This window comes from Metabacillus schmidteae (assembly GCF_903166545.1).
In the GTDB taxonomy this organism is placed as follows: Bacteria; Bacillota; Bacilli; order Bacillales; family Bacillaceae; genus Metabacillus; species Metabacillus schmidteae.
The window spans coordinates 930,030-956,990 of sequence record NZ_CAESCH010000001.1; the positions used below are offsets into that span (position 1 = coordinate 930,030).

Below are 26,961 nucleotides of genomic sequence, written 5' to 3' on the forward strand. Positions count from 1 at the left end.
TTTCGGAAGCGGAACTTTTTCAAAAGGAGAAAGAGTAGGAACCATTTGTTCTTCAGCCTATGGTAAAGCACTTGAATTAACCCTAAAAGGGAACAATATTCTGTGATATTTGATTAATAAGGGATATTTAATTGGACAATTACTCTTCTTTAAGCGGTAAAGTAAAATGGCTTTTCTGAACTAATTCGACTTCCGGGATAAAAAAGCTACAAGAGATAGAGTTATTTTTAAATAGTGTTTTATCCTCTGAATTTATAATATTTCCCATTTCGTGTACAACAACATTCAGAAATTAATAGTCAGTCGTTTCAATGTTGCTGAATGGATACTTCTTAAAGAATCTTGAAAGAATATAAGCAGTTCCTTGAGATTTATTATGAACAAAAATAATAGTAAAAACATATTGAATTTAGAATATTGAGAAAATTAGTCCTTTCTTATTAATTTTATTTACAATTGATAAAAACTAGATATTATGCTCCATTTTGAAAGTTTTTTCACAAACGTTTTCAAGGAAAAAGTGTGCGTTTTCACACCTCTCCTATCAATGGCTGTGAGCAAATGTCCCTACTCCCATATTTCATAAAACAGTTAGTTGACAGAATATTTCAATGTTCGCTAAGATTTTACCGTAATCTTACAAACTATTTTTTACGAGGTGAAGACATGGTATTATCGAAAAAATCATTAAGAGTATTAGCTGGGCTCTCACTAGCAGCAACAGTAAGTTTTTCAGCGGGCGTACCAAGCGCACTAGCCGTTACACAACCTGAGGCAGATACTCCTCTACAGAAGGAAAATCTTCAGAAGTTAACGGTTCAAGGAGTAACAGAACTCTCAAATGGAGTCAAATTTGATCTTGGTTCATACGAAGGTTATATTCGTATATTTGACAAAGATCTTGTGAAAGTTTCTGTTGTAGAAAAAGGCGAAGAGGAATTCGAATCAAGAGGAATTGAGAAAAAAGAAAGTGAATGGAAACGTGTGCCATTTAGTGCAAACGGTAGCGCAGATGAATACACAATCAAAACAGATGAAATTACGGTTAAAATTAACTTAAAGCAATTCGGAGTGAAATTCCTTGATAAAGAAGGAAATGTCATTAACGAAGATTATTTAAACCAAGGTGCAACTTCAGGTTATGAAAATGGCAAACCTTATGTGTTTAAGAAAACGAATGAAAACGAAGACTTTTATGGTTTTGGTGAGCAAACTGGATTAGAAGTCAATAAACGCGGGGATAGCATAGGTTTATGGAATACGGATGCTTATGCATACACTAAAGATACTAAGTATGTATATACATCTATTCCCTTTTTCATCGGATTAAAAGATAAAAAAGCATATGGAATTTTCTTTGATAATACACATCGTTCATACTACGAGATGGCAAGTGAGTCTGATGACTATTACTACTTCTATGCAAACGGCGGAAAATTAACATACTATTTTGCATATGGTCCGGAAATTGGTGATGTAATTGATCGTTATACTGAATTAACAGGTAAAATGGATGTTCCAGCAAAATGGTCATTAGGGTTGCATCAAAGTAAGTGGGGATATACCGCGGATGAAATTCTGAATGTTGCAAAAACTTATCGAGAAAAGAATATCCCACTAGATACAATGCACTTTGATATTGATTATATGGATGGCTATCGAGTGTTTACATGGAACCAACAATATAAGGATGCATTAACGAAATTAAAAGAGATGGAAGGATTCCATGCAATTGCGATTAATGATCCAGCTGTTAAGCAAGATGAGAATTACAGCATTTATCAAGAAGGAACGAGTAAAGACTTCTGGGCGAAAAATCCAGATGGCTCGAACTACATTGGACCAGTATGGCCTGGTGATTCTGCTTTCCCTGATTTCTCTAAACAAGAGGTACGTGATTGGTGGGCTAAACATCATGATGTGCTATTAAATGCAGGAATTGATGGGATTTGGAATGATATGAATGAACCAGCTGTTTTCATTGATGATGACAGACATGCTCATACATTACCGCTAGATACGTATTTTGGATATGAAGACAACAAAATTCTTCATACTGAGTACCATAACTTATATGGCCATGATGAAGCAGAAGCTACTTATGATGCGTTTAAAATGCATAAACCAGGCACTCGTCCATTCGTTTTAACTCGTGATATGTATGCAGGTACACAACGCTATGCTGCATTATGGACAGGTGATAACGTTAGTAACTGGGAACACTTAGAAATGTCACTACCAATGAATATGAACGTTGGAATGTCAGGGGTCGCATTTGTAGGAAATGATATTGGTGGTTTTGCAGCTCGCCCAGATGCAGAATTATTCGCTCGATGGATTGAGGTAGGAGCATTCTTGCCGTTTTCTCGTATTCACTATGATAGTGATGCAAAAGCAGAAATTAAACAAGGTCAAGAACCATGGGCATTTGGTCCAGAAGTTGAGGCAATCAGTAAGAAATACATTGAAATGCGCTATAAATTATTACCATACTTATATAATCAATTTAAAGAAGCAGCAGATACTGGTAAACCGGTTCAACAACCGCTAGTCTACCAATTCCAAAATGATGAGAAAACAAATGATATAAGTGATCAGTACATGTTCGGTGATTCGATGATGCTAGCACCCGTTGTGAAACAAGGTCAAACTTCTCGTGAAGTTTATTTACCAAAAGACGTAAAGTGGACAGACTATTGGACTGGAAAAGAATATGAAGGCGGACAAACGATTACAGTTGATGCACCACTTGATCATATGCCAATCTTTGTGAAAAATGAGTCAATCATCCCAACACGTGAAGTACAGCAATATACAGATGAAAAGCCACTTACAAATCTAGTGCTTGACACATATTTAGAAGAAGAGGCAACATATTCATTCTATGAAGATGATGGTGCAACAGAAGACTACAAAACTGGTGAATATAACATTACAGAGTTCGAGGTAGAACAAAAACCAAACCATATTACATTTAAACAAAAACAAAAGGTTAAAAAATACTCTGACTCAAAGGTACAGCAATACACATTAAAATTAAACAATACAGAAAAACCTTCAAAAATCCAAGCAGGTAAAAATAAATACAAACCAGTTGGATCAATCGAAGAAACTCAAGGGAAACCAAACACATTCTTTTATGATGAAAATGCGAAAGTTCTTTATGTAAGTATCCCTGCTGATGAGAAGAAGAAAGTACAAATTCGTTAATCAAGATATAAGAGAGGGAAAGAAGGGACGAAAGAATCGTTCCTTCTTGTCAGCATTAATGGTCAATTTTATCTTTTCATTAAAATTATCGAAAAGGGGAATCAGAATGAAAAAGGGGAATAAATTTACTTCAGGATTTATTGTAACAGCATTACTGACCATATCATTTATTCAACCTATTAATCAGGCATTGGCTAAACAAATAAAACCTGAGCAAGTCGAAAATGTCAGTGTCCAGAAAGAACAAAAACTATCTGAAATTAATGGTAGGGCTGAATGGGATAGAAGTTCACTATCATTTATTGATCAAAATGAAAATTGTTCCTGTATTTCTGCTACCATAAAAAATGGACAAGATTCAAGAGCCATGCAAGGTGAAGTAAAATATGAGGTCTACTGGTCTGCAAAAGGAAACCCTAAAAATAGTGAATTGGTTTATTCCGGAAGTGTTGCCCCTTTAAACCCTGGGGAAACGAAAGAATTAAGTTATGCTCTAGATCCAAATAAACCAGGAAATTATATTTTCAAAGCCTATCAACGTCCAGGACATCCTGGAAAAGGAGAATTATGGAGTGAATCCATAACTGTGAAAGAAAAGACAGATTATACAGATCTTCAGCGACCACTAGATCAACTTTTTCATTCTAGTGTTGAAAATGGAACAGCGACATTTACCATTCTAGAAGGTATGGACCCTGTTGTAATCAGCTTTTCGAGCTATGTATACCCTGAGGGAACATTACCTCAAGAAGATGGTAAACCTTATGAGGGTCAAAAAGTATATGATACGATCACGAATGTTTATGGGCCTGGAACATATACAATTACAATTGATATACCGGAAAATGGACTTTGGCAAGCGGATTTATACTTAGGGTGTGTGATTGAAGAGTTGTCAGAGAGCGGACATCCAATTGAAAAAATAATTGATGCCGATTATAGTTGGAAGAAATAAATATATCGCCTATTAACAACAAAACATAAACAAATATAGCATCCAAAAAAGGGACTAATTTGATCGTTAGTTCCCTTTAATAATAAGAAAGTTGTGTAAAAATGAGGAGTTAGATTTTATGTTATCAAAAAAAAAGTATCTATTAATTTTCTTATCTATTATTTTTTTATTATTAATAATAATAGGTTTGACGACGTACTCCAATTCATCTCCTAATCAAGACCACAAAGAGGATTCATCTGAAATTATACCAAAACATTCAAACATTATTAAAACAATTTCAACTGATAAAGCAGCCTATCATTATGATGACACGGTGAAATTTAATGCTCAATTGAAAAAAGGACTAACAGAAGGAATTCTAACCATTACATATTACCATTTAGATAACGTTATTTCGAAACTAGAAGTAAAAGTAGCGGAAAATAGTAAAGAAGTACACTGGGAATGGCAGCCGCCAAAAGAGGATTTTAAAGGGTATTTCGTCCATGTTCAGTATACATCTGATTCAATACAAGAGGATCATACGATTGCAGTTGATGTTTCAAGTGATTGGTCCCAATTTCCTCGCTACGGGTTTTTATCAAACTTTCAAGACCAATCTATGGAGAAAATGGATTCTGTCATTTCCCAACTGAACCGCTATCACATCAATGGTTTACAATTTTATGATTGGCATTTTAAGCATCATCAACCACTTAAAGTAGAAAACAATGGCGCAGCAGCAAATTGGGAGGATATTGCTAATCGTCCAATCTATCTCGAAACGATCAAAAATTATATTCAGCTTGCTCATGATCGCAACATGACAACGATGGCATATAACCTTTTGTATGGTGCTTTTTCTGAAGCAGAAAAGGATGGTGTGAATAAAGAATGGCGTTTATTTAAGGATCAACAGAAAAATGAACATGATTATCACCCACTACCAGATGAATGGAAAAGTGACGTATTTCTAGTAAACCCAGGAAATTCTGATTGGCAGAACTATCTCATTGACCAACAAAAACGTGTATATGAAGCTCTTCCATTCGATGGATGGCATATTGACCAGCTTGGTCCTAGAGGCGAGGTCTATGATTTTGATGGAAATCAGGTTGCAATCGATGAAACCTTTCTTCCGTTTTTACAACGTATAAAAAATGAAGCACAGGATAAACGTATTGTTATGAATGCGGTAAACCAGTACGGTCAAAAACAAATTGTAAGCTCGCCAATTGACTTTTTATATACAGAGGTATGGGATCATTTTAAATATTACGGTGATTTAAAACAAATTATTGATGAGAATAATTCCGATTCTAAGGGGACTAAAAATACAGTGTTAGCAGCATATATGAACTATGAATCTTCCAATCAAATTGGAGAATTTAATACGCCGGGTATTTTATTAGCTAACAGTGTCATCTTTGCATCGGGAGGTGCTCATTTAGAATTAGGGGAGCATATGCTTTCAAAAGAATATTTTCCTCATAATAACTTTAAAATGGATCAATCTTTGCAAAGTAGCCTTATTACCTATTATGATTTTTTAGTTGCCTATGAAAACTTGCTTCGTGATAACATGCATGAGGCTTCACTTGCGGTTCATTCACCTGATTGGGTTCTTTTCTCTTCTCAACCGGAACAAGGAAAAGTATGGAGCTTTGCAAAACAAAAAGCAAATAAAAAAGTTATACACTTTATTAACTTTGTAGATGCTACAACACTAGAGTGGCGTGATACAAATGCAAGTCAAGCACAGCCTCAAGATCGTCAAAAGTTAACTGTTGAGCTTGAAGAGACTAAAGCTATAAAAAAAGTTTGGCTTGCTTCACCGGATATTGAGAATGGTTTACCTAACTCACTTACTTTTAAACAGGAAAATGGGAAAGTAACATTTACCCTGCCGAGTCTAAAATACTGGGACATGGTTGTAGTGGAGTACGAATAATGTTTTTGGGGACAGTCCCAAAAAGTGGACTAAAGGTGTCATATCTTCCGATGAAAATATTTAAACAGGAAGATATGACACCTTTTTTTGTTCTTCAATGAAGAAACGGTATATAAGACACAAATTTTGTAATATAAGCGATTTAAAATGATAGTGCTTTCCTGGATAATGAAAATCATCAGCTATTCTTAAGAATGGGGAGGTTATTTCATTGAGTAAACACAATAGAAGCAAGAAAAAGAGTAGGGAAAGAAAGAAAGGGTTATTTTACAAGATCAGTGCTTTTTCTATTCTTTCTACGATGGCATTAACAACAGCACTAACAGGAACTGCTTCTGCACAGGACAGCCCATATACAAGGCAAGGGGCAGGACCGATGTATTTTATGACATATGAACATCAGTGGACGAAAAATACATTTATGCCTGAGAAACGGTTGAAGGAAAATATTGATTGGATGGCTAAAAACTTCCTACCTTACGGCTATGACATGGTTTCAACTGATGGTTGGATTGAAGGTGCAACTTTGCTTAATAAAAATGGCTATGTTGTAAGTCATAATGATAAATGGATGACCAATCCAATGAATATGGATGGGACGGAGGAAGAATTCGAGCTAGGAATCCTTCTAAATGGTGACTTTGAAGAGGGTGTTGACGTAGGGTGGAAAGTCGAAACAGATGCAATGTACGGAGTTGATGCAAATGATGCATATGAAGGCTCTAAATTATGGGTGTATGGACCGGAACCACATACTGCTAAGGTTTCTCAAACAATAGAAGGGCTTGAAAATGGAAATTATACTTTAACAGCGCGAGTGAAGTTTCCTAACGATGTTCAAAACTTTGTTGATGGAACAAGTACTGCAACTATGAAGCTGAAAAACTACAATACTACAGAAGAAAACGAACCAGCTCCTGAACAAGTTGTTGAATTAAATGACGGGCTGACAGATGAATATGGGAAAGCACGTTACGGGCTTTTCAAATTGAAAGCAGAGGTGACGAATGGACAGTTAACTGTTGAATTCAATATTGATGCAAAAGGAGATCACAGTTCTTTCCAGCTAGATAATGTTGAGCTATATAAGACAGGTGAAAAGCCGGAAGAGGACAACGAGGAAAATGAGCCGTTCCAATATCCATCTGAAAAATATCCGGATGGTCATACTTGGAAGTTCTGGGGAGCCTACTTAAAGGAAAAAGGAATGGACTTTGGCATTTACTACAATCCGTTATGGATTAGCCCTGAGGTTGTAAATAATCCTGATAAATATATTGTCATAGGAACTGAAAATAATCCTGGTGGACCGACATATGTCGTGGATTTGATTGATCAAGGTGATCCGGATGACCCGACAGATGGTGATCGATTCAACGGTGGTCAGGGGAATGAGCGTTCACTTTATTGGGTGGATGTGAATCATCCTGATGCAGAAAAATATATTAAGGGATACATTGACTTTTTTGCTGAACAGGGCGCTGATTTTCTGAGAGTTGATTTCCTGTCATGGTATGAAACAGGAACAGATGCTAATATAGGGACAGTCGGGCAAGCTCATGACAGAAAACTGTATGAAAAATCATTAAAGTGGATGTCAGAAGCATCTAAAGAAAACAATGTTCTCCTAAGTCTTGTCATGCCACATCTTATAAATCACGGTGAACTTGAACAAAAATATGGTGACATGATTCGTATTAATGAAGACACGTTTACAGGTGGCTGGGATCATATTAGCGGCAGACGTCAAGAGTGGAGACCAGGTTGGTCACAATGGGCAAATTCCTTCCAAGGCTTTACAGGCTTCTCTGATATCGGCGGCCGTTCGAGCATGATATTGGATGGTGACTTCCTTCGATTGAATACATTCACTGGTCTATATGCAGATCATGAAAAGAAAACAACTTTGTCATTGTATACACTTGCCGGCTCACCGATCGCTATTTCAGATCAGTATGATACGATTGGAGCTAACTATAAATACTATCAAAATCCTGAGCTCATTGAGTTTAATAAGGTGGGACTGGTTGGAAAACCAATTTATGAAAGCGCTAAACATTATGGGGAGTCTAATTCTAGCCGTGACAGCCAACGTTGGGTAGGTCAGCTTCCAGACGGTTCTTGGGTAGTTGGATTGTTTAATCGCAATGATGAGAGTAAATCGTTTAACTTTAATTTTAAAGAAGAGCTAGGAATTGAAAATGGCCATGTTCGTGATGTATGGGCCCATAAGGATTTAGGTATACAAACATCACATTCCGTTACACTTGAACCACATGATAGTGTTGTATTAAAAGTAATCCCGACAACGACTGAGAACGTATACGAAGCAGAAGCAGCTTCGTATAGTAAAGGAATAGAATTTGCTAATGAGCAAATTGGGCACGCTGGGTTTGGTTACTTAAATGGCATTAATGAGAAAGATGAAAGTGTAACATATGCGATTAGTGCACCAAAATCAGGCGTGTATAACTTAAAAATAGACTATTCTGCTAGTAAAGCAAGTGAGGCAATGATAGGAGTGAGGGAAGTAAGCACTGGTGAAAATACGAATTCAAAACAAGTGAAATTGAATCCAACCAATGGGAAATGGAAGGAAGCAAGAACAGAAATAGTCCTTCAAGAAGGAACCAATTTAGTACAAATTCAGAATGCTGCTGGTAACTTTAATCTGGATTCTATTACATTAGGTGAAGCAAAAGATCAAGAAAAACAATCGATTCTATTAAATGGAGATTTTAAAGCAGGCTTTGCCCACTGGAGCCGCAGTAATATGGTTAATCAGTCAATTGAAGATGGAGTTGTCCAAATTTCGAGAATGAATGAAAAAGCATTTGAATCCGATCTTTGGCAGTATGTTGTACCACAGGCTGGTACTTATGAATTAACAGCTAACATGAAACGAAGCGGTCAATTTAATGAAGCATTTCTTTATATTGAAAAAAATGGAACGATAGAAAAAGTAGAAGTTCCAGAGTCTGAAGATATGAAAAAAGTGATTATCCCTGATATAGAAGTATCTGAAGGGGATGTCTTGAAAATTGGCAATATCGCCAGTTCACAGTCTGACGGTAAGCTGACAATCGATAATATCGAGCTGAAATCAGCTTATCACAATCATTATTTCAACATAGAAAAAAATAGGAATAAAATTGAATTAACTCGTAAACAGGATAATCAAAATGAGGCAAAGCATTTTTCTCATCTAGTAAAGCTTCCAATACAAAAGATGCCTAGAAAAATACAAACAGAAAATAAAACATATAAAAAAGTAAACAGTTTTGAGGAAGTAAGAGAGAAAGTGGAAGTTTATTTCTATGATGAACAAAACAACGTATTTTTAAATATACCAACAAATGAAGAGAAGAAAATCCAAATAAAGTTCTAGCTTAGTAGAGCAGTGAAACTGATTTCGTTTCATTGCTCTACTTTTCATTTCCCTTAATCAGAGAATCATTTTACATTCATCAGGTAAAATGTTGGACCAAGATTGTTATTGAGTCTAAATAATCGTAAAATTGAGATAAATGAAGTGTAGGACAAATATTAATGAGGGTATAAGCGATGATTTATAAACTATTAAAAAAACGTTTTGCAACAAAGGTCATTGTTGTCATTCTAATTGTTTGTTTAATCCCAACTGTTTCTACTAGTTTCTTTTTTTATTATGCTGCATCAAATATTGTAAAAGAAAATGTTAGGGAATCCTCTTTACAAATTGCCAGGCAAGCCGCAGATTCTCTGAACTATATTATTTCAACAGGCAGCGATATGTCTAATCTTATTTATAGTAATGAACGAATCCAGGAAATTGTTAAGCAAAATTCCAATGAAAATCTACCAATATCTGAATTTGAAGCAAATCAAGAGTATATAACCTCATTTTTAAATTCCAATATTTATTCTAGTTCATTTGTAAGGATTATTTATATCTTAAAGGATGAGGGAGTTAGCTGGGGTAGCGGGACATTTTCTCCATATAAATTATCACAAGTCAACCTTCAAGAGCTTAGCTGGGTAAAAGATTCTGTTCAAAAAGACGGAGAATTGGTATGGCAAGGGCTTCAATATGATAAATTTACCGGAGCAGGAGAAAATACTGAGCTTGTATTATCGATCAGCAGAGTAATGAAAGACTTCAATAATCTTGAAAATATTGCATATATACAAGTTTGCTTAGATGGAAATGCCATCCTTGATAAAATCAATCAATTAAAGTTAGGAAAAACAGGACGTTTTTTTGTTGTCGATGACACAGGTATGATTATGATTGATAGTAATTTGCAGAATATTAATAACCCAGTTCAAAACAAAGCGTTACGTAAGCATATCTTAAGTGATGAACTAGAATTTCAATATAAAGAAGATATTCCTTATTATGGGGTTAAACAGGAAATGGCAAATGGTTGGTCCATTGTAGGTGTGGTACCAATCAGCGAAATTACAGGTGAATTGACGACTATTCAAAGGATCACTATCTTAGCTTCAATCTTATTTGGAATTCTGTCAATCTTTATTGGCATATTAATAGCTAAACGAGTTACAGAGCCAGTTAACGTCTTAACACGTCAAATGAAATTAGTCGGAAAAGGAAACTTTAATGTACGAACAAATGTTAAATCAATTGATGAAATTGGCATGATGAGCATCCAGTTTAATCGGATGATCAACCAGGTTGAACAACTGGTAAAACAGGTAAAGGAAGAACAGTTTCAAAAACAAGAAGCTGAGTTACGGGCAATTAAACATCGAATTAACCCTCATTTTCTATTCAATACATTAAGTACGATCCGATGGTTAGTTAAATTCAACCAAACAGAGCGTACAAATGCTGCTTTATCAGCATTATCCAGTCTGTTGGAAGCAAACATGGGGAAAACAGGAACGTTCGTAACGATTAACGAAGAACTTGAAATTGTAAAGAAGTTCATGGTGATTCTACAAATTCGGTACGAACAAAATTTCATTTTGAAAACGCAGTTTGAAAGAGGAGTGGAAGATTTTCTTATTCCAAGAATGATTATACAGCCCATTGTCGAAAACGCTATTTTTCATGGTATTGTACCTACAGATAAAAAAGGGACCATTTCTATTATTGGACGAAACATCACAGACGGAGTAGAAATAGAAATTCGAGACAATGGAATAGGATTTGAAATAGATGCCTTAAAAAAGCTCCAACAAGCAACGAATCGTACAAATTCATTTGTTGGAATCGGGTTAAGGCATGTCTATGATTCTGTGAAACTCTATTTTCATAAAGACTCAAAAGTGGAACTTGAAAGTAGTCAAGAAGGCACAATTGTGAGACTTATATTGAGGTCGAAAACTAGAGGTGGAGATCATGTATAAAGTTATGATTGTTGATGATGAACCGATTATTAGATTTGGATTAAAGTCCTCCATTAACTGGGAACAAGAAAACCTTTTTTTAATTGGTGATTTTTCTAATGGAAAGCAAGCGTTAGAAGCAATAGAGGCTGTGGACCAAGTTGATATCCTTATTACGGATATTAAAATGCCGGTAATGGATGGTCTAACATTAATGAAAAAAGCGCTAAAGATAAATCCAATGTTAAAGGTCGTATTAGTAAGCAGTTATAATGAATTTGATTACGCACGGGAAGGTCTGACTCATGGTGCAATGGATTATATATTAAAACCGACTCTTGAACCGGAATCGTTTTGCAAGACCATTCAAAAATGCGTAAAAAAAATTGTTGAAGAACAAACGATTAAGAAAAAGTTAGATTCTGTAGAACGGACAAATCATTTTCGGGAAAGAAAAAAAATTGAGCAGGAAGTAAAGCGGGTTTTGCTTCAAAAACATAGAGAAACCAATATTGGTCATTTAGTTGATATATTTCAAACTCCTTTTATTGTGGTTTGTTTAAAAATGAAGCAAATTGACAAGGTAGAAGAAGAATATGGCTTTTTATTTAAAAGTCTTATTTTCGAAGAAATCCAAGAACGCTTTTATAAGTATAGAGAAGAGGGGATTAGTATTCAAATAGGGGAAAGTGAACTTTTATTCTTTATTAATAATACATGTAATCCACTTACGGACATTCATAGGTTAAAAGAGAAAGTTGAAAAAGAAGCAAAAGTCAGCTTTTCTTTTGGATATGAAGTTGTAACAGACTGTAAAGACCTAGTTACTGGATATGAACGAAGCATTTTAGCAAGTCAAAGGCATTTTTTTTATCAACATACCAATATTTTTGTTTATAAACATCCTGTGGAAGAATTCGTTCATCCTTTAAGCCTGCAGGAATTGAAAGAACTTCTTACTAATATTGATGTAGAGAACGTTCCTATCTTCCTGGATGAGAGGCTCAAACAATGGCGAAGTGAACAAATGACACCTACTGACATTAAGAAAGAGGCATGTGACATTTTAACAACACTATTTATGGAGCGGATAGAGTACTCATTTTTAATTGATCGATGCTCAGAAATTGAAAGATCCGAGTCACTGAATGATCTGAATGAATATCTCTTAAAGGGATTCGAAGCATGTGACCAATATATTACAGACCAGAAAATGAAGTCAAATACAGATAATGAGTTAATAGATAAAGCCCTTGATTTTATTCATAAACATTATACACAGGAATTGACGCTTCAACATGTTGCCGATCATATTCATATAAGCAGAAATTATTTCAGTATCTTGTTCAAACGATTTCTAGGGCAAAACTTTATTGATTATGTAATTGACCTTCGAATAAAAAAAGCTAGAGAACTATTGGTTCATACTTCTCTAAAAGTTTATGAAGTAGCAGGGAATGCTGGTTTTAATGATGTGAAATACTTTAGCAAGCTGTTTAAAAAAGTAACAGGCTCATCCCCAGGAGATTTTAGAATGCAGCATCAAAAGTAAGAAAGAGGAAGGGAATGCAAAATGCGTCAATTCCAATTAATTTTATGGTTTGCCTTATTGGGCGTTATGATCGGTTGCACAAATCAAACCATTATTGATGAACGCAGCCCTGCCAAAATAGCAGAAGATCAAGTGAATGAAAAAATTGAAATTTGGCATACGTATAGTGAACAGGAAACAAAGATATTTGAAAATGAAGTGATTCCATTATTTGAACAAGAACATCCTGAAATCGATGTAAAGCCTGTCCGTCAAGCATATAATAAACAATTAATGTCATCTCTTATTAGCAGAGCATCCGTTAATAGCACCCCGGATATTATAAGAATGGATATTACATGGATGCCTAAATTTGCTGACCTGAAACTTTTATATCCTGTTAGTAGATTTGATGATTTTGATGAATTAAAGAATCGTTTTTATGATGCACCGTTAAAATCAAATGTATTTGAAGGACGTTATTATGGTTTGCCATTAAATACAAATACAAAGGTTGCTATTTATAACCGACAAGTATTAAGGGATATTGGCTTGAAAACTCCACCTGGAAAAATGGAAGAATTCATTCAGATTGTTGAAGAGAATAACTTAAAGATCGGCATGCTAAATGTTCATACATGGGGAAGTTTGCCTTATTTTTATGGACTCGGTGGTAAATTAACAGATCCAAACTATACAAGAGCAACTGGTTATTTAGATAGTGAGGGTAGTATTAAAGCCGTTAAAAAGCTTGTTGAATTATATCGAAATTCTAATCTTCCAAAACAGATTGTGAGCGGTTATCCTGAGACATGGCAAAATATTCGAAGCGGCAATTATTTTATGATAGATGAAGGCCCTTGGTTTTATAGTGTTCAACCCAATGATGAGCTGGCCTTGATTAATAAACAAACAATTTCAGCTCCTTTTCCCGGTAATGGAGAATCTTCTTCGATTTTAGGTGGGGAAAATATTGTGATGACAAAGGGTACAAAACACCGTGAAGCTGCATGGACCTTTATGAAATGGATGACAACAGAAACACCTCAAAAGCTATTATTACAAGCAGGCTTGTTGCCGACAAACCGCCATGTTCCATTTTCAGGAATCCTTGATAAGTATCCTTATTATAAAAGCTATATTGCGAGCATAGATCAAGCCCATTTAAGGCCACAAGTCCCCGAGTGGGAACAGATAAATGAAATCTATACAAACTATTTGAGGCAAATATTCTATGAACAAGTCAGTGTTGAAGGAGGTTTAAAAAAAGCCGCAATGGAAATAGATAAATTACTCGCTCTTGATGGGTAAGAAGGTTAATCATATTACTTCAGACGTGAATTCAAATGGGGATTCACACCTGAAGTTCCTCTTTTATATCCTCAAGCAAAAAGTAAATGTTTTCCAAGTGATGAAAAGTTTCTTTAGGAAAGTTGAAAATAAAAATGTATGCTTAAACAAAAGCCCCAACGTAATACTTTAGTGTTTTATAAGAAAGTTAGACGTAAGAATTGCAGAAAAAGAACAGGCAAAAAAAGTATTTGAAGAATCAAAGGTTCCTGTAAGTGGTTCAGGTGATACTGCGACTGAAGTAATTACACTTAAAGCTGGTTGGGCAATTTTTGAAGGTTCTCATACTGGTGGGGCCAACTTTGCAGTACATCTTCAAGATGAAACTGGAAATGACATGGAACTATTAGTTAATACGATAGGAAATTACAAAGGGAAAACAGTTGCTGTGATTCCTGCTGATGGTAATTATTATCTAAACGTCACCGCAGGTGGAAAATGGAATTTTAGCATCTATCAAACTCCTCGACTTGATATTGCTGAAGCCCCTACGACTTTAGAAGGCACTGGTGATGATGTCGTATTTTTCAATACTACAAGTGGCAATCATAAGTTTACCTTTAATCTCTGGATCAAGTAACTTTGCAGTCTTGCTAAATGGTTCTGATTTAATGGTAAATGAAATTGGAGCGTATCAAGGTTCGCAAAGGTACTCACTGTCAACGGATGGATATTATGGACTAGTTATTACTGCAGATGGAAAATGGTCTGTTAAAATTGAAAAATAATAAAAAGGGTTAGAGTCGCATAAAAGCACTCTAACCCTTTTATTTATTAAGGTTGTTTTCGCAAAGATTGTTGCTTTTACATACGATTTTAACTTCATAGTGAAATATAGCTCCAGACACCCGACTCCTGCGGGAAGTAGAGGAAAGGCTGAGAACCCTGCAGGCGAAGACGAGAAGGCTCAGCTTCCTCCCCGGTGCATCGTGTGTCTGGAGCGCAATGGAACGAAACTAATTTTCACCTATAGCACTGAATTAAAAACAACAAAGTATGCAAAAACAGCCTTTACTAAACATTCAAATGGAGTTTCTTTCAGGGGCTCGAAAATGGATGCATATTTTGTCATTCGTCTCTTCTAATAAGAGTGTATAATAAAATGAGAACTATATTCACTTAACTGATTGTCTCTTATGGGGAGGGATGAATGTGAAATCTGTAGAACTATATCGAACACTTATTGTCGATGATGAAAACTTAATAAGACAAGGGATAAAGCATTATATTAACTGGGAGAAGGAAGGTTTTCAAGTAATCGGTGAAGCATCAAATGGACAAGAAGCACTTGAATTAATTGAGCGGACAAACCCGCATATTATATTAACTGATATTGTGATGCCAATAATGGATGGGGAAGAACTGACAAGAATTGTGAAGGCAAAATATCCTCATATTCAAATCATTATTCTGAGCAGTTTTGCAGAATTTGATTATGTTCGATCAACTTTCCAGCATGGTGTTGTTGACTATATTTTAAAGCCAAAACTCGATGCTGAAGGTCTATTAAAGGTATTAAAAACAGCTGTAAGCAAGATACCGGTTTCACAGAAATCTATAAAGAACAAGGATTTCTCTATTTCAGTTACTTACTTAATGGATCGGTTACTTTCAGGCTATCAGGATACATCTGATCCTAATTTGATTTCAGAAGTTTTTCCGCATTCTACTTTTTATTTATTGGCAGTAGATCTTCCTACTAAAGGAGATGAATATTTTAAAGATAAGCTTATCTCCGTTTTTAATGATCAACTGGAAGATGCTGTGCATTACAGTTTTCATGGTGAACCACATGTCATTGTGTTTCTTATCAACTTAAAAGATAAAGAGTTTATTAAAGTTCTAGATCTTTCTAAACAGATAGCGAATAATGAGAATGAAGCTTGTTTTGCCATAAGCAAAGGTTTTACTGATTTTTATGAGGTGGGCAACGTGTATAAAAATGAGATAAAGTCTATGCTGAATTATCGTTTTTATTTTCCGGAAGAAAACGTATTGTATCAAGAAACAATGCCGACTGAGGCTGTTAAAATCCCCTCGTTTAATTTGGACTGGTTTACAAATGAATTTAAGCATGAGCGCTTTGAAATTGTCTTTGATTATTTACAGAAATATATAACAGAGTTTTCGACTTTTTTTACAACGGACGTGTTTGAATATAAATCTTTCCATGAAAACATTATATTTACGATAACGGTTCTCCTCAATAATATGGGTTATGATGTAAATGAATTGGAGAATGAAAAATTTAAGTATTTTACTTCAATCGATGAAGCGGGTTCAGCAGGAGAGGTTGTGGAACTTATGCATCAATTCCTTTCAGAAGTCAAAAAAGCCATTCACGAAAATAACCATCATTCATCTAAGTCAAATATGAAAATGTTGTTGGGATATATCCAGAAGCATTATGCAGAACCACTTACCCTTACCGATGTAGCAAACCATTTTCATTTTAACCCTACGTATTTATCAAGCTATTTTTCATCTAATAATCGCGAGGGATTTAATGAATATTTAAATAAAGTACGAATTGAGGAAGCAACAAAGCTATTAATCCATGATACGCTGCCGATTGCAGAGATAAGTGGCAGGGTTGGCTACTCAGACCATAGCTATTTTTGTAAAGTGTTTAAAAAAGTAAAGGGAGTATCTCCTAGTCAATATAGAAGAACACAATATATGAAATAGGAGATGTGAGGAATTGTGAAAGGACTTCATAACCATTTCAAACAGAATGGATTATTTTTTATTATGTTTATTGTAACCGTTATCACTATTGTTTCTGTATCAGTCATCATGACGTGGACAACCTTTAGGATGTCTGAGAAATTTTTTATTGATAAGTTCAGTATTACAAATGCAAAAGTGATGGACCAGGTGAAAGAGAATTTTGAGGATTTTCATTATGCAACAGTTATTGCCTCCAACAATATCTCACAAAGTGGCGCTATTAAGAGCATGCTGACCAAAGAGCAAACAAATGCGCAAAAAATGGAGTCGATTTATAATATGAATCAACAGATTAACCGAATCAAATCACCATTGGAAGCGTATGGGGTAGAAATCATGATCACAGGAGTAAATGGCTTTAATTACTCGACAAGCCGCACGTATTGGCCAATTACATTTGAAGAATTGAGAACAAATCAGCTGACAAAAAATACGTTAAAGAACCCTAATCGGTTAATCTATCAATTTGGACAAAGGGAAAACCAACGTTCTGAAACAGTTGACGATCAATTTATCGTTGTGTCAAAGGCATTGCAGGATCGTATTTCAAGAAATGTATATGGCACTATGTATTTTGTCATTCAGGAAAGTGAATTTAAAACATTTTATAGTAGTTTTACAAGCGCGGGAAATGACGTATTTGTGATAAATAAATCCGGGGACATTGTTTCTAGTAATCAATCGTCTTTAGTTGGCCAAAAAGCAGAAGAGCTAGTAACCTATTTAAATTCGAATCAACCAAAGAAATACGAGATAGGCGAAATTCAGGGGGAGGATCATATTATTTTTACAAACTATCTTCCTTCACTTGATTTATACTTAGTCAATTTAATAGATAAGAAAACAGCAATAAGCGGTTTATTTAACAAGAAGCAAATTGTTTTACTATTAATAGGAATTGTAGTAGTTGCGCTTGTGATTGTTTTTCTTGTCACGAGAAGAGTAACGAATTCTTTATCAACTCTAGTAAGGCAGATTGAAAATACGTCGAAGTACAACTTTGACCAGTATGTTTCCGTAACAGGCACATATGAAACGAGACAAATAGGTTTGGCTTTTAATGCGATGCTGGATGAATTGCAGGAATACCTTGTGAAGCTTGTCCAATTCCAAAAGGAAAAACGCCACGCTGAACTTGCTGCCTTACAGCAACAAATAAATCCGCATTTCCTATATAATACCCTCACTTCCATTAAATTTATGGTTCAGCAGGGAGGAAAGGCTGAGGCAGAAGAAACGATCCATTCACTCATTTCTCTGCTGCAAAATACGTTAGGAAATGTTAGTGAAACAATTACGGTTAAACAGGAAGTAGACAATTTAAAAGCGTATGTTTTCATTAATCAAATGCGGTATGGTGATCGAATTAAAGTAAATTATTTCATTTCACCTGAATGTGAACAGTATCATATTCCAAAGCTTATATTACAGCCTTTTGTAGAAAATGCTTTTTTTCATGGATTCACCTCTAAAACGGATGGTTTTATTAATCTAATGATTTGGAAGAAAGATCATACGCTAGTATGTGAAGTGATGGATAACGGTGATGGGATGGAGATTTCACCTGAGAACAACCTCCCTAAGACGAAACGAAAGCAGCAGCATTTTACCGGCATTGGTGTAAGAAATGTACATGAGCGTCTGCAGCTGGTCTATGGAGAAACGTGTGGAGTTGAGATTACAAGTGAACTTGGAAAAGGAACAAGTGTAAAAATCCGAATTCCTCTTAATGAGGATGAAAAATTTCCAAATATCTAAAGAAATGACAAATATTTTCTATGAAAGCGCATACAACAAACAAAAAAATCACAAGTTTAGAAAAATATCTTCCTACAGAAAAAATCTATTGGGATGGTACCATAAGGGTGTAAGGTTGATAACGCTTACATAAAACTAAAGAGATGGGGGTACAAGTATGAAGAAGGTATTTGCATTATTTTTAGTTAGTATCTTGTTTTTAACTGCATGTTCATCAGGATCGAATGAACAGGCCCAAACGGAATCAAGTGGTTCATCTGATCCAAATGAGTTAACAATTTGGACATGGGATCCGAATTTTAACGTCAAGGCAATGAATATAGCAGCAGAGACATATCAAGCTGAAAATCCGGACTTTAAAATTAACATTATTGAAAATGCGCAAGATGATGTTGTTCAAAAGCTAAACACAAGTCTAAGCTCCGGTACGACCAAAGGATTGCCGAATATTGTATTAATTGAAGATTTCCGTGCACAAGGCTTTCTTCAAGCCTACCCGGATGCTTTTCATGAGTTAACTGGGTCTTTTAAAACAGAAGATTTTGCTCCTTACAAACTTGAACCAACAAGTCTGGATGGAAAAAATTATGGTATTCCGTTTGACTCAGGTGTTACAGGATTATATATAAGAACGGATTATTTAGAAGAAGCAGGTTACACATTAGATGATCTTCAAAATATTGATTGGGATAAATACGTTGAAATTGGTAAAGCAGTAAAAGAAAAAACAGGAAAATATATGTTATCTCTTGATCCTAACGATATGGGAATCATTCGGATCATGGTTCAATCAGCAGGCACTTGGTTTACAGAAGAAGATGGTGTGACACCGCAATTAGCTGGTAATGAAGCTTTAAAGAAATCATTTGAAGTATATAAGAAACTTATTGAAGCGGACATTGCACGACCAATTTCAGATTGGAATCAATTGTTAGAAGGATTTAACGGAGGAGAAGTAGCATCAATCCCTACAGGAAACTGGATTACTGCATCTGTAAAAGCAGAAGCATCACAATCAGGTAAATGGGCCATTGCTCCAATCCCACGAATTCCAGGTATGGATAGCTCTGTCAATGCATCCAACTTAGGTGGCAGCTCATGGTATGTACTTGATGTACCTGGTAAAGAAAAAGCAGCTGATTTCCTTTTAAAAACATTTGGGTCAAATGTTGATTTCTACCAAGACTTAGTTACTGAAATTGGGGCTATTGGGACATATATTCCTGCTACTGAAGGTGAAGCTTACAAGGCAGCTGATGAATATTTCGGCGGCCAAACGACGATCTCTGATTTATCAACATGGATGGAAGACATACCTCAAATCAACTATGGTCTACACACATACGCAATCGAGGATATTTTAGTTGTCGAAATGCAAAATTACCTGAATGGTAAAGATATTGATCAAGTACTGGAAGATGCACAAGCGCAGGCAGAAGCACAACTCAAATAATGTCTAAATAAGCCTTAGGAACTCCCCTACTTGAATCATGAAGTTTAAGGCGAGAGCCTAAGGCTTTTCCACTATTTTGATTGTTAAGGAGTGAATATAGTTGATTCCGACAAAAACGACTCAAACCCAATCTGTTTCAGTGATAAAACCCAGAAGGAATATTCGATTAAAAAACGCGGTTATTGGGTGGTCCTTTATAGCAGTTGCTACATTGATGATTGTGTTGTTTTATTTTTACCCTATGCTTCAAGCCTTAGTATTGTCCTTTCAATCAGGTGCCGGCACTAATTTGACTTTTATAGGTTTTGATAATTATATTCGATTGCTGAAGGACCCGGTATTTCTTACCGCCGTAAAAAATACCGTTTTTTATCTTATCATTCAAGTTCCATTAATGATTCTATTAGCATTATTTATTTCAGTCCTATTAAATGATAAAACGTTAAAAATGAAAGGATTCTTTCGAACAGCCATCTTTTTACCGTGTGTAACCTCACTTGTTGCATACTCAGTTGTGTTTAAATATTTATTTGGTACAGATGGCATCATTAATATGTTTCTCATGAAGATTTCTGTTATCGATGCACCTATTCAATGGCTGACAGATCCGCTATGGGCGAAAATAGCCATCGTAATTGCGATTACGTGGCGCTGGACCGGATACAATATGATCTTCTATTTATCCGCTTTACAAAATATTGATTCATCCATTTATGAGGCAGCAAAAATTGATGGAGCCTCTTCATTTCAACAATTCTTTAAAATTACGATTCCGATGCTAAAGCCGATTATTCTCTTTACATCGATTACATCAACAATTGGTACATTACAGTTATTTGATGAAGTCATGAACATTACAAAAGGTGGTCCTGGTAATGCGACGATGACTATCTCTCAATATATTTACAATTTATCCTTTAAATACACTCCGGATTTTGGGTATGCAGCAACAGTTTCCTATGCGATTGTAATCATGATTGTAATCTTCTCTATCATTCAATTCAAGGTGGCAGGTGATCGAAATGGCTAAACTGAAGCGAATTATAAGCTATGTATTCTTGGCGTTAGCGACAATCGTCTCTGTATTCCCATTTATATGGATGATTGTGAGTGCTACGAACAAATCTGTTGACGTTACACAAGGAAGATTATTACCAGGCGGCCATTTACTAGAGAACTTTCAGAATCTATTAAATACCGTTGACCTTGTACCGGCTCTAGTGAACTCGGCCAAAATTTCAATTACAACTACTCTTCTTTCTTTACTGATTGCTTCTCTAGCAGGATATGGGTTTGAGATTTTTAAAAGTAAAGCAAAGGATGTTGTGTTCAATATTTTACTACTTTCCATGATGATTCCGTTCGCAGCATTAATGGTTCCTTTATTTCGGATGTTCGGTAATGTTTCTCAAACAGCTCCTTTCATGGGAATCGATACACTAACAGCAGCTGTTTTACCTTCTATAACAACAGCTTTTCTCATCTTTTTCTTTCGTCAAAGTACAAAAATGTTCCCGAAGGACATTCTTGAAGCAGGTCGTATTGACGGGCTAAGTGAATTAGGTGTGTTTTTCCGAATTTATGTTCCGACGATGAAAACAACCTATGCGGCTGCTGCCATTATTACATTCATGGGCAGCTGGAATAACTATTTATGGCCGCTTGTTGTCTTACAATCACCGGAAAACCAGACAATCCCATTGCTCATTTCTAATCTTGGTTCAGGTTATTCACCTGACTTTGGAGTCATTATGACAGCTATTGTAATCGCCACACTACCGGCAGCCATCATATTCTTCATCATGCAAAAGCACTTTGTTGCAGGAATGATGGGGTCTGTGAAGTAAGAATAACGAGGTATTATCGATCATCGAGAGGAGCTTGGCTTTCCAGGCTCTTTTTTCAGTAATCTTTAACTCTTTGAATATGAAAAAATATAGGTTATGAAGTAAAATGGAATTAGTAAATTGAAAGGGGATACATAAGGATGACATACAAGGCAAATGAGGGGCGTTATAAAGAAATGAAATATAATCGTGTAGGAAGATCAGGGCTACTGCTGCCTGCTATTTCACTAGGATTATGGCACAACTTTGGCGGGGGTGATTCGTTTGAAAACGGAAGAGCCATGCTGCAGAGAGCATTTGATCTAGGAATCACTCATTTTGATTTAGCAAATAACTATGGTCCGCCTCCAGGAAGTGCTGAAGAAATGTTCGGGAAGATCCTTAAAACTGATTTTGCACCATATCGTGATGAACTTGTCATTTCAACAAAGGCTGGCTATCATATGTGGGATGGACCTTATGGTGAATGGGGATCTAAGAAATACTTAATCGCAAGTCTTGATCAAAGTCTCAAAAGAATGGGTCTTGATTATGTTGATATCTTTTATTCACATCGACCAGACCCAAATACACCACTTGAAGAAACAATGGGAGCCCTTGATCAAATTGTCCGTCAAGGGAAAGCATTATATGTAGGGATTTCCAGCTATAATGCTGAGCAAACAGCTGAAGCTGTAAACATACTAAATGACCTTGGAACACCACTGTTAATCCACCAACCACGATATTCAATGTTCGACCGCTGGATTGAAAATGGATTGCAGGATGTGTTGCATGAAAACGGAGTGGGGTCTATTGCATTCTGTCCATTAGAACAAGGATTATTAACAAATAAATATCTTTCCGGAATTCCATCAGATTCAAGAGCTGCCAAAGCAAATACATTTTTAAGTGAAGAGCGAGTAACAGAGGATGTCATTAGTAAAGTAAAGCAACTAAATGAAATTGCTCAAAACCGCGGTCAAAACCTGGCACAAATGGCTTTAGCCTGGATCCTGCGTGAAGGCAGAGTAACTTCCGCATTAATTGGAGCAAGCAAAGTAAGTCAAATAGAAGAAAATGTCGCAGCACTCAATAACTTGGAATTCACAAAAGAAGAACTGTCTGAGATTGAGAGAATTCTAGAAGGGTAAGCTAAATACCTTGGGAAATCAGCTTATTAATAGGCAGATTTCTTTTTTATTTTATTTAATTAAACGTTTGTTTAAGTTGCTCAGCTTCGCCTGCGGGGCTCAAATATTCATCATTAGTAGTGTGAAAAACATTTGGAAGGAAAGGGAAAAGTGAAATGTCTTTCATAAGGACCAATATAGATTCTCTTCTTCTTCAAAGGAGTTAAATCCTTAAAAGATTTTACAACTATTTTCAAAACACTTATTATTTCAATAGATAGAAAATATATTACGGGAGCGGAACAATGAAAGAACTAACCTTCAAATCATACGAACAATTTCTGCAATTTAACGAACATAAGGCAATGGAAAAAGCGATCATGAAGGGACTTCAGGGAGAGGAGCTGGAAACCTTCAAACTTGAATTCCTTCAAAGAGCCAAAACGATGTGGAAAGAATATGATTGTGATCATTGGGTTCAAAAACACGGATATGTCATCATAAATGTATGGAAAGACGGAATCGGTAAAAGAAAGATCACAAGAGGAAGGCCGAAAAAACTAGATTCTGATAAGTATTTACATTCTGTTCATGTAAGATTAGATGAAGATACATATCGTAAGATCACGAACCACTGCCAGGAACATCAATTGGATGTCTCTGAAGCTATTCGTGATCTTATTAAAACATTATAGGTTCAAACAAATAGGAACTTAAACATTCAATATGTTTGAACCTCCTTTTTATTTATGAAGGAATTGTGAATAAATTTAGATAAATTCCATAATTTGAAATATGCCTCTTTTCTCACATTATTTTTTGTGATACATTAATTAATGTGATTGATAATCAATCTCAACGAGAAAAAAGCTAGCCGAAACAAGGTTTTTTTTTTTGTTATACGATGATAATGATTATCATATAATCGTACATAATTTACTATTATCTAAAAGTCTAAGATTTTAATGATGATAGTATAAGGAAAAATAAGGCTTAGCCAGGTTTTTCTAATAGAATTCAACTTGGAATAATAATTGGTTTCAATTATTGTACTGAGAATAAACATGTTATGAGGGTTTTACATGAGATTATGGATGTTAGGAATTGCAGCAATTGTCCTGTCTTTTATCTCGCTATTTATCGGAGCAATTGATATCACACCGCTTGATTTACTAAATTGGGATTCAGATGAAACACAAATCTTCCTTATAAGTCGAGTACCGCGATTAATTGCAATTATATTAGCGGGGGCAGGAATGAGTATTGCCGGCTTAATTATGCAGTCTTTAAGTCGAAATAAGTTTGTATCACCAACAACTGCCGGAACATTAGATGCAGCAAAACTAGGTATTTTAATTTCAATGCTATTTTTACCAAATGTTACTTATACACAGCAGGTTATCTTTAGTTTTGCATTTGCTTTGGCAGGAACACTCGTTTTTATGCAAATATTAGATCGGGTTAAATTTAAAGATGCTATTTTCGTTCCGTTGATTGGAATTATGTATGGAAATATTTTGTCTTCCATTACGACCTTCTTTGGATATGAAGCTGATCTTTTGCAAAATATCTCTTCTTGGCTTATGGGGAGCTTTACCTTGATTATTTCCGGCCGTTATGAGCTTTTATATGTTAGTATTCCTGCTGTTATTTTAGCGTATCTTTATGCGAATAAGTTCACAGTAGCCGGAATGGGGGAAGACTTTGCGAAGAATCTGGGCTTAAGTTATAAGCTGGTACTTAATCTTGGGTTAGTCCTTGTTGCTATTATTTCGACAACAGTTGTCCTCACAGTTGGTGTAATTCCGTTTTTAGGGCTGATTGTACCAAATATTGTATCTCTTTACTTAGGGGATAACTTACGTAAAACCATACCACATACAGCGGTGTTAGGGGTTGTCTTCTTATTAATATGTGACATTCTAGGACGGATCATTATTCATCCATATGAGATTCCAGTTAATGTAACAGTGGCAGTAATAGGCAGTGCGATCTTCTTAACAATGCTACTTAGGGGGAGAGCATATGCGAAATAGGACAAAACTAATTATATTAGCAGCAATTGCCATTGTATGTATTTTGCTTTATGGCTTTTATGACATTAAGGGCGGGTTCGATTATGCCTTTCCAAGGCGCATGCTCCGAGTTTCAGCCATGATTGTCACTGGAATTGCAATTGCTTATTCGACTGTCGTGTTTCAGACTATTACACATAATCGAATTTTAACACCTTCTGTTATGGGGCTTGATTCGATGTATCAAGTCGTACAAACATTAATCTACTTCTTTGCAGGATCGATGTCTGTTTGGGTGTTAAATAAATACTTAAACTTTGGTGCAGCCATTTTGGCTATGGTGTTATTTGCCATGATTTTATATCGATTTTTGTTTAGAGCGGATAAGCACCCAATTTATCTTCTACTATTAATCGGGATGATTATTGGAACTCTTATGGGGAGCTTTGTTACTTTTCTGCAAGTACTAATAGATCCAGTTGAATATTTAAGTCTGCAAAGCCGGTTGTTCGCGACTTTTACAAACGTAAAAGCGGAGTTATTATATATTTCCATTGGTATCTTATTCTTTGCATTTCTTTATGGCTACCTTATTATGGGTAAGCTTGATGTTATGTCACTTGGCCGCGAAAATGCGATGAACCTTGGAATTAACTATGACGGTATGGTAATGAGAATCTTAATTTTATCATCTGTTTTAATTGCCACATCGACAGCGCTGGTTGGACCTATTACATTTTTTGGATTAATCGTTGCCAATCTCTCTTATCAATATTTGGTGACATATAAACATTCCATTCACATATTGGGTGCAAGTTTAATCAGTATTATTGCATTGGTCGGCGGTAATTTCCTTGTCGAGCATATATTTGAGCTGCGTACAACATTAAGTGTCATTATTAACTTTATTGGCGGTATTTATTTTATTTATCTATTACTAAAGGAAAGTAGGGCAGCAGGATGATTGAAATCAAAGGATTAACAAAACAATTTGGTAAAAAACCTGTTGTAGAAGATGTTACTGTCACAATCGAGCCGGGGACTATTACATCGTTTATTGGACCGAATGGTGCTGGTAAGTCAACACTTCTTTCTATGGTGAGTCGTTTATTAGAGGCAGATACAGGTGAAGTATTACTTGATAAAAATAATGTGAAAAAGTGGAAGTCTTCTGAATTTGCGAAGAGGGTGTCCATTTTGAAGCAGGCAAACTACCTTAATGTCCGATTAACTGTGCGTGAGCTTGTGGCATTTGGCCGCTATCCGTATTCAAAAGGCCGATTAACAGCTGAAGATGAAAAATTCGTTGACCAAGCAATTGATTATATGAATCTAGCAGATATGCAGGACAAATTTCTAGATGAATTATCAGGTGGACAAAAACAACGTGCCTTTATTGCGATGGTCATTGCACAGGATACGGATTATGTCTTGCTTGATGAGCCTTTAAATAACCTTGATATGAAACACTCTGTTCAAATCATGAAAATTCTACGTAAACTCGTGGATGAACTCGGAAAAACCGTTGTCATTGTGTTGCATGATATTAACTTTGCCTCTGTTTATTCAGATCGTATCGTTGCGTTGAAAAATGGCAAGCTTATGAAAAACGGGCCAACCCATGAAATCATTAATTCTGATGCATTACGTGACATTTATGATATGGATATTCCAATCCAAGAGCAAAATGGATGCCGAATTTGTGTCTATTTTAATTCACATACGTAAGGCATAAA

Annotated in this window: 18 protein-coding genes; all 18 read left to right on the plus strand. The window is 35.6% G+C overall.

Going from position 1 to position 26,961, the window contains the following annotated elements; translation table 11 throughout:
* The first annotated feature begins 666 nt into the window (after nt 1–666).
* Nucleotides 667–3,210 carry a glycoside hydrolase family 31 protein gene (locus HWV59_RS04530; protein WP_102228177.1) on the plus strand — a complete coding sequence of 848 codons (2,544 nt, stop codon included), beginning with the start codon at nt 667–669 and terminating at the stop codon, nt 3,208–3,210.
* A gap of 106 nt (nt 3,211–3,316) precedes the next feature.
* Nucleotides 3,317–4,165 (plus strand): hypothetical protein, encoded by an 849-nt coding sequence (locus tag HWV59_RS04535; protein WP_102228178.1) that lies wholly within the window; start codon nt 3,317–3,319, stop codon nt 4,163–4,165.
* A 118-nt stretch (nt 4,166–4,283) separates the two neighbouring features.
* Nucleotides 4,284–6,098, plus strand: coding sequence for a glycoside hydrolase family 66 protein (locus tag HWV59_RS04540; protein ID WP_031539434.1), 1,815 nt, complete (start codon nt 4,284–4,286; stop codon nt 6,096–6,098).
* A 211-nt stretch (nt 6,099–6,309) separates the two neighbouring features.
* On the plus strand, nt 6,310–9,486 hold the full coding sequence (locus HWV59_RS04545) for a CBM35 domain-containing protein (protein WP_102228179.1): 3,177 nt from the start codon (nt 6,310–6,312) through the stop codon (nt 9,484–9,486).
* 176 nt (nt 9,487–9,662) lie between these two features.
* Nucleotides 9,663–11,450 carry a cache domain-containing sensor histidine kinase gene (locus HWV59_RS04550; RefSeq protein ID WP_102228180.1) on the plus strand — a complete coding sequence of 596 codons (1,788 nt, stop codon included), beginning with the start codon at nt 9,663–9,665 and terminating at the stop codon, nt 11,448–11,450.
* Nucleotides 11,443–12,981, plus strand: a complete 1,539-nt coding sequence (locus HWV59_RS04555; protein WP_031539428.1) for a response regulator transcription factor — start codon at nt 11,443–11,445, stop codon at nt 12,979–12,981. Before HWV59_RS04550 ends, HWV59_RS04555 begins: the two co-directional genes overlap by 8 nt.
* Before the next feature lie 21 nt (nt 12,982–13,002).
* Nucleotides 13,003–14,271 (plus strand): extracellular solute-binding protein, encoded by a 1,269-nt coding sequence (locus HWV59_RS04560; RefSeq protein WP_048718471.1) that lies wholly within the window; start codon nt 13,003–13,005, stop codon nt 14,269–14,271.
* Nucleotides 14,272–14,822: 551 nt separating this feature from the next.
* Nucleotides 14,823–15,038: a hypothetical protein gene (locus HWV59_RS04565; RefSeq protein ID WP_048718472.1), complete on the plus strand. Its 216-nt coding sequence runs from the start codon at nt 14,823–14,825 to the stop codon at nt 15,036–15,038.
* 418 nt (nt 15,039–15,456) lie between these two features.
* The gene (locus tag HWV59_RS04570) at nt 15,457–16,998 is read left to right on the plus strand and encodes a response regulator transcription factor (RefSeq protein WP_175638183.1); all 1,542 of its coding nucleotides are present in this window, start codon (nt 15,457–15,459) and stop codon (nt 16,996–16,998) included.
* 15 nt (nt 16,999–17,013) lie between these two features.
* Entirely contained in the window at nt 17,014–18,798 is a 1,785-nt protein-coding gene (locus HWV59_RS04575) for a cache domain-containing sensor histidine kinase (RefSeq protein ID WP_321197442.1), read from the plus strand.
* Between the two features lie 157 nt (nt 18,799–18,955).
* The gene (locus tag HWV59_RS04580) at nt 18,956–20,251 is read left to right on the plus strand and encodes an ABC transporter substrate-binding protein (protein WP_175638184.1); all 1,296 of its coding nucleotides are present in this window, start codon (nt 18,956–18,958) and stop codon (nt 20,249–20,251) included.
* A 160-nt stretch (nt 20,252–20,411) separates the two neighbouring features.
* A complete protein-coding gene (locus HWV59_RS04585; protein WP_407941611.1) occupies nt 20,412–21,281 on the plus strand; it encodes a carbohydrate ABC transporter permease in 870 nt (289 codons plus the stop codon).
* Nucleotides 21,274–22,098 carry a carbohydrate ABC transporter permease gene (locus HWV59_RS04590; RefSeq protein WP_175638185.1) on the plus strand — a complete coding sequence of 275 codons (825 nt, stop codon included), beginning with the start codon at nt 21,274–21,276 and terminating at the stop codon, nt 22,096–22,098. Before HWV59_RS04585 ends, HWV59_RS04590 begins: the two co-directional genes overlap by 8 nt.
* A gap of 140 nt (nt 22,099–22,238) precedes the next feature.
* Nucleotides 22,239–23,231, plus strand: coding sequence for an L-glyceraldehyde 3-phosphate reductase (gene mgrA / locus HWV59_RS04595; RefSeq protein ID WP_175638186.1), 993 nt, complete (start codon nt 22,239–22,241; stop codon nt 23,229–23,231).
* Between the two features lie 284 nt (nt 23,232–23,515).
* Entirely contained in the window at nt 23,516–23,905 is a 390-nt protein-coding gene (locus HWV59_RS04600; RefSeq protein ID WP_175638187.1) for a ribbon-helix-helix protein, CopG family, read from the plus strand.
* Between the two features lie 387 nt (nt 23,906–24,292).
* Entirely contained in the window at nt 24,293–25,246 is a 954-nt protein-coding gene (locus HWV59_RS04605; RefSeq protein ID WP_102228188.1) for an ABC transporter permease, read from the plus strand.
* Nucleotides 25,236–26,189, plus strand: a complete 954-nt coding sequence (locus HWV59_RS04610; RefSeq protein ID WP_175638188.1) for an iron chelate uptake ABC transporter family permease subunit — start codon at nt 25,236–25,238, stop codon at nt 26,187–26,189. Before HWV59_RS04605 ends, HWV59_RS04610 begins: the two co-directional genes overlap by 11 nt.
* The gene (locus tag HWV59_RS04615; protein WP_102228190.1) at nt 26,186–26,953 is read left to right on the plus strand and encodes an iron ABC transporter ATP-binding protein; all 768 of its coding nucleotides are present in this window, start codon (nt 26,186–26,188) and stop codon (nt 26,951–26,953) included. Before HWV59_RS04610 ends, HWV59_RS04615 begins: the two co-directional genes overlap by 4 nt.
* The last annotated feature ends 8 nt before the right edge of the window (nt 26,954–26,961 follow it).